Origin of the sequence: Streptomyces sp. ADMS (assembly GCF_033441795.1) — a bacterium.
In the GTDB taxonomy this organism is placed as follows: domain Bacteria; phylum Actinomycetota; class Actinomycetes; order Streptomycetales; family Streptomycetaceae; genus Streptomyces.
In genome coordinates this window covers 12,529-22,468 of record NZ_JAVFVX010000116.1, presented here as the reverse complement: position 1 = coordinate 22,468, position 9,940 = coordinate 12,529, and the positions used below count along the sequence as shown (strand labels likewise).

General features: G+C 70.9%; 10 protein-coding genes. 7 read left to right on the top strand and 3 right to left on the bottom strand.

What is annotated here, in order from left to right; genetic code table 11:
• The first annotated feature begins 461 nt into the window (after positions 1 to 461).
• Positions 462 to 1,451 (top strand): expansin EXLX1 family cellulose-binding protein, encoded by a 990-nt coding sequence (locus RB628_RS33480; RefSeq protein ID WP_318324380.1) that lies wholly within the window; start codon positions 462 to 464, stop codon positions 1,449 to 1,451.
• Between the two features lie 19 nt (positions 1,452 to 1,470).
• On the opposite strand, the gene RB628_RS33475 is transcribed toward RB628_RS33480, so the two are convergent.
• Positions 1,471 to 2,346, bottom strand: a complete 876-nt coding sequence (locus RB628_RS33475) for an LLM class flavin-dependent oxidoreductase (RefSeq protein ID WP_318324379.1) — start codon at positions 2,344 to 2,346, stop codon at positions 1,471 to 1,473.
• 212 nt (positions 2,347 to 2,558) lie between these two features.
• On the opposite strand from RB628_RS33475, the gene RB628_RS33470 reads away from it, so the two are divergent.
• From RB628_RS33470 to RB628_RS33450, 5 genes are all read left to right on the top strand, one after another.
• Positions 2,559 to 3,593, top strand: a complete 1,035-nt coding sequence (locus tag RB628_RS33470; RefSeq protein ID WP_318324378.1) for a LacI family DNA-binding transcriptional regulator — start codon at positions 2,559 to 2,561, stop codon at positions 3,591 to 3,593.
• Between the two features lie 201 nt (positions 3,594 to 3,794).
• Entirely contained in the window at positions 3,795 to 4,742 is a 948-nt protein-coding gene (locus RB628_RS33465) for a TIGR03619 family F420-dependent LLM class oxidoreductase (RefSeq protein ID WP_318324377.1), read from the top strand.
• A gap of 127 nt (positions 4,743 to 4,869) precedes the next feature.
• Entirely contained in the window at positions 4,870 to 5,463 is a 594-nt protein-coding gene (locus RB628_RS33460; RefSeq protein ID WP_412180765.1) for a MarR family winged helix-turn-helix transcriptional regulator, read from the top strand.
• A gap of 76 nt (positions 5,464 to 5,539) precedes the next feature.
• A complete protein-coding gene (locus RB628_RS33455; RefSeq protein ID WP_318324375.1) occupies positions 5,540 to 6,283 on the top strand; it encodes a type 1 glutamine amidotransferase in 744 nt (247 codons plus the stop codon).
• 87 nt (positions 6,284 to 6,370) lie between these two features.
• Positions 6,371 to 6,913: a DUF6174 domain-containing protein gene (locus RB628_RS33450; protein WP_318324374.1), complete on the top strand. Its 543-nt coding sequence runs from the start codon at positions 6,371 to 6,373 to the stop codon at positions 6,911 to 6,913.
• Here the strand turns inward: RB628_RS33450 and RB628_RS33445 are convergent.
• Together RB628_RS33445 and RB628_RS33440 are read right to left on the bottom strand one after the other, a co-directional pair.
• Positions 6,910 to 7,386: a hypothetical protein gene (locus RB628_RS33445; RefSeq protein WP_318324373.1), complete on the bottom strand. Its 477-nt coding sequence runs from the start codon at positions 7,384 to 7,386 to the stop codon at positions 6,910 to 6,912. The genes RB628_RS33450 and RB628_RS33445 overlap by 4 nt on opposite strands.
• Before the next feature lie 73 nt (positions 7,387 to 7,459).
• Positions 7,460 to 8,557, bottom strand: a complete 1,098-nt coding sequence (locus tag RB628_RS33440; protein WP_318324372.1) for a magnesium and cobalt transport protein CorA — start codon at positions 8,555 to 8,557, stop codon at positions 7,460 to 7,462.
• A 441-nt stretch (positions 8,558 to 8,998) separates the two neighbouring features.
• Here RB628_RS33440 and RB628_RS33435 point away from each other — a divergent pair, with 441 nt between their 5' ends.
• On the top strand, positions 8,999 to 9,874 hold the full coding sequence (locus tag RB628_RS33435) for an alpha/beta fold hydrolase (protein WP_318324384.1): 876 nt from the start codon (positions 8,999 to 9,001) through the stop codon (positions 9,872 to 9,874).
• Positions 9,875 to 9,940 lie beyond the last annotated feature (66 nt).

Below are 9,940 nucleotides of genomic sequence, written 5' to 3'. Positions count from 1 at the left end.
CAGAGCAACGAGCCAACCGCCGTCACGTCACGTAAACCACCGGCTGTAGTACTAGGCCCACTCTCCGGGCATCCGCGGTGCGAGGTCCGGGGCCGTTACCCGGGGAAACCCATCACGGGTGGGTTGTTGCGGGAGCAGAGGGACGAACGGCGAGAGAACGAACCGAACCAGCGGTGCCGGCCCTGCCCCGGAGCCGGGAGGGCGTGCTGTCGCGGGGCTCCGGATGCCGACCGCCCCGCCGGGGTGCACGCCGCTCCGGCCGGCGGCGCTCCGGGCGGCGCACTCGGCGTCCGAGCCAGGGCGGACGAACCGGAGCCGGCCGCGCGTCCGCACCGAAACCAGGGAATTGCCGAAACCGCGGCAACCTTTTGGGGCGCGGTGGAGACTATGGGCCGGAAGCTGCCTCGACTGGAGCCTCGCAACGCGCACATGATCTTCCGGACCAGGTAAGGACCTCTGCCGTGGCGTCCCGTTCCCCACGCCGTTCCCAGCGCCGTTCTCCCCGCCGTCGGCGCGGCGTTCTCGTCTGCGCCACTGCGGCGGCCGTCGCGCTCGTCATATCCCTGGTGATGATGCTCCGCCCCGACCAGCAGGCCGGCGACGGGTACGGGGCGGCCACGTCCGCCGCCGGCGCCCGGGTGATCGTTCCGCCCACGGTGCCGGAGCCGGAGCTGACGCCGTCCCCGACGCCCTCGGCCACCCGCTCCCCGTCCCCGAAGGCCACCCCGTCCACCCCGGCGGCCACTCCCACCGTCGCGGCGGCTCCGAAGCCCACACCCTCGGCCGCGAGCGGAGGCGCCGCCGCCCGACCGGTTTCCGGTGCGGCGCCGCTGGCGGGGCGCATCCGGCCCGGCACCGCCTACCAGGGCGTCGCCACCTTCTACGGCGCCGGGAACGGCGACGGCCACGCCTGTTCGTACGGGCCCAGTGCCGACGTCATGACCGCCGCCATGAACACCACCGACTACGAGACGTCCATGGCGTGCGGCGCGTACGTCCTCGTCCGCGCGGCGAGCGGTGCCTCCGTCACGGTCCGCATCACCAACGAGTGCCCGGGGGACTGCGCACCCGGTCAACTCGACCTCAGTGCCCCGGCCTTCGCCAAGCTCGCCGACCCCGTGGCCGGCCGGATCCCGATCACCTGGAGCCTGCTGAGCCCGGCCACGGCCGAACCGCTCTCGATCCGGTACAAGACGGGGTCCAGCAGCTACTGGTGCGGCATCCAGGTCATCGGCCACCGCAATCCACTGGCGCGCCTTGAGGTCCGTACCGGCGGCGGCTGGGTCCGGCTGGCGCGCACCGAGTACAACTACTTCCTCTCCGAGCAGGGCAGCGGGTGCGGTGGCGCGATCAGGATCAGCGACATCTACGGGGAGCAGTTGACGCTCGACGGGATCGCGGTACGCCCGGACGTCGTACAGCCCACCCGCGTCCAGTTCGCCGCACACTGATCCCGTCGGCCGAGGGTTTTCAGCGCCGTCCCAACGCCTCCAGCACGGCGCCGAGTTGGCGGAGCGGCTCGGCGCCGACGATCCGGAGTACGACGGTGTCCGCGCCGGCCGCCGACAGCGCGCCGATGTCCCCGGCGGCATCCGGGGCACTGCCGGAGACGGTGAACACGTCCTCCTGCGGGCGGCCCAGCCAGCCGCCCTGGCCCTCGGTGTGCGGGTGCAGGGTCCGCGCGACCTCGCCGGGGTCGTCGCCCACATGGCAGAAGGCCAGCACCGTCAGCGTGTGTTCGGCGCCTGCTCCGCCCTTCGCGGTCAGCTCCCGGGTGTACTCCAGGTCGCGCGGGCCGTGGCCCTCGGCGATCAGGGTGCCGTCCGCGACCCGGCCGGACAGCTCCAGCGAGCGGGCTCGCACCACACCCGCGACCACCGGCGGCGGTTCGGCGGGCGGGTGCACCAACTGAACGCCGTCCAGGCGCACTGCGCGCCCCTCCAGTTCGACGCGCTCCCCACGCAGCAGGGCGCGTACGGAGGTGATCGTCTCCTCCAGCAGGGCCAGCGGTGAACGGGGCGCGACGCCGACCGACGTCATCCACTCCCGCACCCCGTGCCCGATCCCGGCGACGAGCCGGCCCGGGAACACCCGGGCCAGCGTCGCCAGTTCCATCGCCAGCAGCGCCGGGCTGCGCAGCGGGGCCGGTGTGATCCCGATGCCCACCCGCAGCCGTTCCGTCGCGCCCAGCGCCACGGCGGCCGCCGAGACGCCGCCGTTCCAGCCGAGGTCCTCGACCACCCACAGGTCGTCCACACCGAGGGCCTCGGCCTGCCGCGCGAATTCGGGCAGCCCTTCCGGGGCCCAGTCGCGGTCGTACATCACACCGATCCGTAGGTTCGCCATGTTCCCGAACCTACGGTTCCGACCAGGCGCCGATCAACGGCGTATCGACCGTGTTCCTCGGCCCTGCCCCCAGCCCTGTCCCTCGGTCCTGGTCCTCGTCCCTCGGTTTTCCTGGCTGCACCCGGTACACGCCGGGGCCCTGCGGTACACGCCCCTGGCCGAAAGCCAACGTTCCTTTCCAGCAGGTTATTTGACGCCCGTAGACTCACCCGGTGACAAAGGTGACACGGGACGACGTCGCCAGACTCGCGGGAACTTCCAGCGCGGTTGTCAGTTACGTCGTCAACAATGGCCCCCGGCCCGTCTCTTCGGAGAAACGCCGACGCGTTCTCGAAGCCGTCAAGGAGCTCGGATACCGGCCCGACCGGGTGGCTCAGGCCATGGCCAGCCGTCGTACGGACTTGCTGGGGCTGATCGTTCCGGACGCCCGTCAGCCATTTTTCGGGGAAATCACCCACGCGTTGGAACGCGCCGCCGCAGACCGGGGAAAAATGGTGCTCGTCGGCAACTCCGATTACCAGGAGGAGCGCGAAATCCATTACCTGCACGCCTTTTTGGGGATGCGGGTGTCGGCGCTGGTCCTGGTCAGTCTGGGACTCGGAGACCGGGTCGCCGCCGAGATCGACACGATGGACACCCGAGTTGTGCTGATGCATGAACGGTCCGCGTCCGTACGGAAGTTCGCCGTGATCACGGACGACATCGAGGGCGCCCGGCTCGCCACCCGGCATCTCATCGAGCACGGTCACACCGCCGTGGCCTGTCTCGGCGGACCCGAGTCGGCTCTCCTGGCGGGCGATCCCTGCGCCGACCATGTCGAGGGCTGGCGCAAGGCTATGGCGGACGCCGGCCGCCCCACCGAGGGGCTCCTCTTCCGCGCCCCCTACAACCGCTACGGCACCTACGAGACCGCGCTGCGCCTGCTCGCGGCCCCCGACCGGCCGACCGCCGTGTTCTGTTCGACGGACGACCAGGCCATCGGCCTGCTGCGGGCGGCCCGTGAGCTGGGTGTCGACGTACCGGGTGAGCTGGCGGTGGCTGGTTTCGACGACATCAAGGAGGCGGCGATGACCGACCCGCCGCTGACGACGGTCGCCTCCGACCGCGAGGCGATGGCCCGTACGGCCGTCGACATGGCGCTCGATCCGGATCTGGACGCGGCGACGTCCGGCGGGACGGAACGCACCCGGCGCTTTCCGTCCCGCCTGGTCGTCCGGGCGTCCTGCGGCTGCACGGCCCGGACGTGACCTCCAGGGCCGTGCAGACCGCTGTTGACCCCGGCTTCCTCTCCCAGTGCCTGCGTCTGGATCACGCCGGGGCCGCGGGGTGTGGCACGCACTCTCGGCGGGACGGTCGCGCGCGGGCGGCCCCTTGCCGCGCGGACCCTGTCCACTTATTGTTTGGTATCAAACGAAAAGATCCTGATGGAGAACGGAGTGCGTACGACCATGACCGCAGCTCCTCGTATGCAACTGGTCCTCAGTGAGAACTGGACCATGACCGGCGGGCGCGTCGACCTGCCGCTGCTGGTGCGCTGGGCCAGGGAGGCCGAGGACGCCGGATTCGACTCGGTGATGCTCAGCGAGCACATCGTGCTCGGCCCCGACGCCGGCGCGAACGGCGTCATGGGCAACCCGCGCGACTACGCCCTGCCGGGCAACCAGGACCCGTACATGCCCTGGCCCAACTCCCTGGTCCTGCTGGGCGCGATCGCGGCTGTGACCGGGCGGGTCCGGCTGGCCGCCTCGGCCGTGATCGCTCCGCTGCGCCATCCCCTGTTGCTGGCAAGGGAGTTGGGCACGCTCGACCTGCTCTGTGAAGGGCGGCTGATGGTACTGCCCAACGTCAGCTGGAGCCGGGACGAGTACGACGCACTCGGGGTGCCCTTCGCCCGGCGTGGCCGGCTGCTGGACGAACACCTGGAGATCTGGGCCAAGTTGTGGGGGCCGTCGCCGGTGTCCCACGAGGGCGAGCACTACCGGTTCGAGAACGTGTACTTCGAGCCCAAGGCGTACCGGGCGGACGGGCCCCGGCTCTGTTTCGGCGGGGCGGGGATGCATGCGGCGATGGTGCGGCGACTGGTGCGGTACGGGCACGCGTTCAATCCGCTGGGGCAGCCCACGGCCGAGGAGATGCGGGTTCTCGGGGAGGCGATGAAGGAGGCCGGCCGGGATGTTTCCGAGCTGGAGATGATCGGGGGGACGCGGGCGGTGTTTCCTGATGACCGGTCCTGTGCGGATCTCGGGGCGGCGCTGGCTTCGATTCCGGAGCAGATGGAGCTGGGGTTCACGACGTTCTGTGTGAAGCCCTCGCAGTTCACCGACGATCCGGCGGGGGTCGGAGGGTTCTGCCGGGATGTGATGCGGCGGGTTTCCGGAGCAGCGTCCGCCATGTGATGCGGGCGGGTGCCTGCGGGGCGTCGTCCGTCGTTGATCGCGCCCACCGGCTGAGCCCGCCCTGTCGCAGCCAGCGCCCCTGTCGGGGGGCCTGCCGCACCCTTCGTACAATTTGGTGCCGAACGACATGTGTGGTGGAGGGGGATTTCCGGTGACGCAGCGACCGATCGTCGAGACCGAGCAGTTGGTGAAGGCCAGACTCGGGGACATTCCGATCCGCCACGACCAGATGGCCGTCGTCGCCAACATCCACCGGGCCGCCTCGGCCGTGCGCCAGCATGTCGAGAACTCCGTGCTGCGTGGGGTGGATCTGACGTGGACCGGGTTCGTCGTGCTGTGGGTCGTGTGGATCTCGGGAGAGACCGAGACGCGGCTCGTGGCAGAGGAGGCAGGGATCTCCAAGGGGACGCTCACCGGGGTGGCCCGGACGCTGGAGTCCCGTGGGCTCGTCCGGCGTATCGAGCATCCTTCCGACGGGCGGCGGGTGCTGCTCGGGCTCACGGACGAGGGCGAGGCGCTGATGCGGACGCTCTTTCCGGACTTCAACGCCGAGGAAGCGTTCGTCGCCGCGCCGCTGAGTGCCGAGGAGTGCCGGGCCACCGCGGACGCGCTGCGCAGAATCGTCGTCCAGGTCGAGGCCCACGGGGAGGAACGCCGGCTGGATCTGCTGGACGGCGCCGAACCCGCCCCGCGCCGCAGCGGACGACGCGCGAAGGGCTGAGCCGGACCGCGTTCACCTCACCTTCCCGTCAGGCCGTATTCCCCTCAAGCGTGGAAGTACAGGACTGGAGACCTCCGTGCGCGCCCTCGTCATACGTCACGACCATCTCTCGCTGTCCGGTCCGGTCGGCGACCGCATCGCCCGACTCGGTTACGAAATCGACGAGTTGACCGTCGTACCGGCCGAGCGGTACGACAGCCCCGGCGTCCGGTTCGACTTCCCCGACCCGGCCGGCTACGACCTGGTCGTGCTGCTCGGGGCGCCCTGGTCGGTCTACGACAGGGCCTCCGTCGCGCCCTGGATCGACGGCGAACTGGAGCTGCTGCGCACCGCGTACGCCGCCGACCTGCCCGTGCTCGGCATCTGCTTCGGGGCGCAGGCACTCGCCACCGCCCTCGGGGGGAGCGTGGAGGCGGCACCCCGGCACGAGATCGGCTGGACGGCCGTCGAGTCGGACGCGCCGGAACTGATTCCGGCGGGGCCGTGGTTCCAGTGGCACTTCGACCGGTTCGTGGTCCCGCCGGGCGCGGTGGAGCTGGCCCGCAGCGCGGTCGGTCCGCAGGCCTTCCGGGCCGGGCGGACACTCGGCGTGCAGTTCCATCCCGAGCTCGACGAGAAGACGCTGCTCCAGTGGCTGGACTCCGGTGGCCGGCGCGAGGCAGCGGCGCACGGTGAGGACCCGGACCGGCTGCTCGCCGAGACCCGCGCCCGGCGCGAGGAGTCACGGCAGCGGGCGTACGACCTCGTGGACGCGTTTCTCGCCGGGATCGCCGGGGTGGTCGACGGCCCGACCGTCGGTGGCCGGGGGCAAGTGGCCTGACAGCCTCCGTTTCCCGAGTGAACGTTTTCCGCCGGACCGGCGTCGTAGCGGTAGTCGGGAGTCGTTCACTTGTGCAGGGGGATCACCATGGCTTCGGTCCGATCGCTGTCGTCCGTCGTACTGGTCGGAGGGCTGGTGTGCACGGTCGTCGGCTGCGGCGGGGACTCCGGGGCCTCGGTGTCGGGGCCGGGAACGGCGGCGTCCCCACCCACCCCCTCCTCCTCGTTCTCGTCCTTCGCGGAGTCCTGGGAGGAACCCGCCTCGTACGTCTACACGTTGACGTCGAGCGAGGGCGAGCGCAGCCTGATCGGCAGGTTCCGGGTGACGGTCCGGGACGGGAAGGTGGCCGACGTTGTCGGGCTCGACGAGAGCGGACGGGGCGCAGTGCAGCGCGCGCCCGAGGAAGTGCCCACCATCGGCGGCCTGTTGGACCAGCTGACCCGGGCCCACGCCGAGGGCGCGGATACGGCGGAGGCGGCGTACGCGCCCGACGGGCACCCCGTACGGATCACCCTGGACCCGGAGAAGGACGCGGTCGACGACGAGCAGTCGTACGTCATCAGCGACTACGAACCGGAACGAGACCCCGCCCGGGACCCGGCTTCCGAGCCCGTGGGGGAGCAGCCCTAGTTCTGTGCGTCGCGGTCGTTCAGGTCCTGGAGCGTGCCGCCGACCTTCTGGCGCAGCTTCTCCTGGAGCTTCGGGGGCGCACTGACGACCCACCTGGTGCCGACCAGGTACGTGCCGCCGTAGATGGCCGCGCTGTCCAGCCAGACCAGCTTGTACTTCTCCTCCGGGAACGTCGTGATCAGATAGTCGCCGTCGGCGGTGTGGCAGACACCCTCGCGCAGCTCCTCCGCGTCGGTGCGGATCGTCACCTCGCAGCCCGTCAGCCTGGCGATCACCTCGACCTTGGCCGGTGCCACCACGGCGGCCACGGGAGCGGGCGGCATGGACTCCGAAGCGGACGCCGACGCCTTCTTGTCGGTGTCCGTATCCGAGTCCGAGGTACAGGCCGTGGCGAAGGGGAGGGCGAGGGCCGTCAGAAGCGCGGCGAACGCGACGGCTCCGCGGGACGGTCGGGGGGGTTGCTGCTGGGACACTGCGCCTCTCCAGGTCGGGCGGTACGGCTGACGTACGACTCGGCGGAAGGTACGGACGGGCGCGGGGTCACGTTCACAGCCAGCCGTTGCGTTTGAAGCCGCGGTGGACGAAGAAGCAGGCGGTGGCGATGACGGCGAGGACGAGCGGGTAACCGAAGCGCCAGTGCAACTCGGGCATGTGCTCGAAGTTCATGCCGTAGACGCCGCAGACCATCGTCGGTACGGCGATGATCGCGGCCCAGGCCGTGATCTTCCGCATGTCCTCGTTCTGGCCGACGGTGACCTGGGCGAGATGGGCCTGGAGGATCGAGTCGAGCAGGGCGTCGTAGGCGTGTATCTGTTCGGTGGCCCGGAGCAGATGGTCGGCCACATCCCGGAAGTAGGCCTGTATCGACGGCTCGACGGACGGCATCTGTTCGGTGGCCAGTTGCTGGAGCGGACGGCCGAGGGGGACCACCGCCCGCTTGAGTTCGAGGAGCTCGCGCTTGAGCTGGTAGATACGGCCCGCGTCGGCGGTGCGCGGGCTCTGCGGCGAGAAGACGCCCGACTCGACCTGGTCGATGTCGTCCTGGACGGCGTCCGTGACGTTCAGGTAGTCGTCGACGACATGGTCGGCGATGGCGTGCAGCACCGCGGCCGGTCCCTTGGCGAGCTGCTCCGGGTCGGCCTCCAGGTCCTCGCGCAGGGGGCCGAGGGAGCCGTGCCGGCCGTGGCGGACGGTGACGACGAAGTCGGGGCCGGCGAAGACCATGATCTCGCCGGTCGTCACGACCTCGCTGGTCGAGGTGAGCTCCTCGTGCTCGACGTAGCAGACCGTCTTGAACACGGCGAACAGGACATCGCCGTACCGCTCCACCTTGGGACGCTGGTGGGCGTGGACGGCGTCCTCGACGGCGAGCGGGTGCAGCCCGAACAGTTCGGCGACGCGGGCGAACTCCGTCTCGGAGGGTTCGTGCAGCCCGAGCCAGACGAAGCCGCGGTTGTGCTTGCGTACGCGGCCGACGGACTCCTCGACGGTCGGGGCGGTGTCCTGGCGTACACCCTCGCGGTAGATCACGCAGTTGACGACGGTCGAGCCGAGCGGTGACCGGGCGGGGTGACTGAGGTCCACACGCCGCCGCCCACGCCGAGCCAGGCGGGCCACTTTGCGCAGGCTGCCGACCATCGACATGCGGTTGCTCCTTCTCCGAGTTCGGACAGTGTGACAGGTGGGGGTAAAAGGGAGGTCAGGCGAGGGTTGGCGCCCCTGCCGCCCTGTCCGCCCCTACCCGTCCCCTCCTGCCCCTGGGGGCGCTGCCCCAGCCCCCTGGCCGCGCTGAAGGCGCTCGTCCTCGAACGCCGGACGGGCTGGGAGCGTGGGCGGTGCTGGAGGGGTGGTGTTTGTGCTGCGGAAGCGGCGGGGGCGGGTTGGCGGGTGGGTGGGAAAGCGGGTCGGGCTGAAGGAGCCCTTGTTCTCGTTCGCCGGGTGGGCGGAAAGAAAGGCCGCGACAACCCCCGCTTCGAACGCCGGACGCGCCGACCTGTCCGTTTCACCCGCCACGCATCCGGGCAGGGATCGGGCAGCGTGGTCCCGGTCGAGCGAGTCGGCCAGGGGGAGGGAGACGCGGCGGTGGTGTCGGACCATGTGCGGACCGCTGACGGGCGGCGATTACGGGTCGAGATCTCGGGCGACCCGCACGGCCACCCCGTGTTCCTCCTGCACGGCACACCGGGCAGCCGAGTCGGCCCCCGTCCCCGCGCGATGTTCCTGTACCAGCGCGGCGCCTGCCTCATCAGTTACGACCGCCCCGGATACGGTGGTTCGGACCGCAAGGCGGGACGCCGCGTCGCCGACGTGGTGCACGACGTCTCCGTGGTCGCCGACGCCCTCGGCCTCGACCGGTTCGCGGTGGCCGGACGTTCCGGCGGTGCCCCGCACGCCCTCGCCTGCGCCGCCCTGCTGCCGGACCGGGTGACCCGGGCTGCCGCGCTGGTCGGACTCGCACCGAGGGACGCCGAGGGGCTCGACTGGTTCGCGGGCATGGCACCCTCCAACATCAGCGAGTTCCGGACCGCGTTCACCGATCCGGAGCGGTTCGCGGCCCGCCTGATCCCGCGCTCGGCGGCCATCCGGAGCGATCCGGCGAAGCTGCTCGAGGAACTGCGCGGCGATCTGACCGACGACGACCGCTCGATCGTCTCGGACACCGCGATGCGCTCGATGATGCTGCGCAACTTCCGTGAGGCGGTGCGCACTTCACCGTACGGCTGGATCGACGACGGGCTCGCGCTGACCGGCCCCTGGGGGTTCGACCCCGCGGACATCCGGGTGCCCGTTCTGCTCTGGCACGGCGGGCAGGACGTCTTCTCGCCGCCTGCCCACGCTTCCTGGCTCGCCGCCCGCATCCCACGGGCCAGGGCGGTCGTCGAGCCCACGGCGGCCCACTTCGCGGCGGTGCGCGCACTGCCCCGGGTGATCGGCTGGCTGCTCGGGGACAGGCTCCCCTGACGCCCGTAGGTCACCGGACATCCGCACCGGACATCCGCACCGGACATCCGCACCGGACATCCGCAC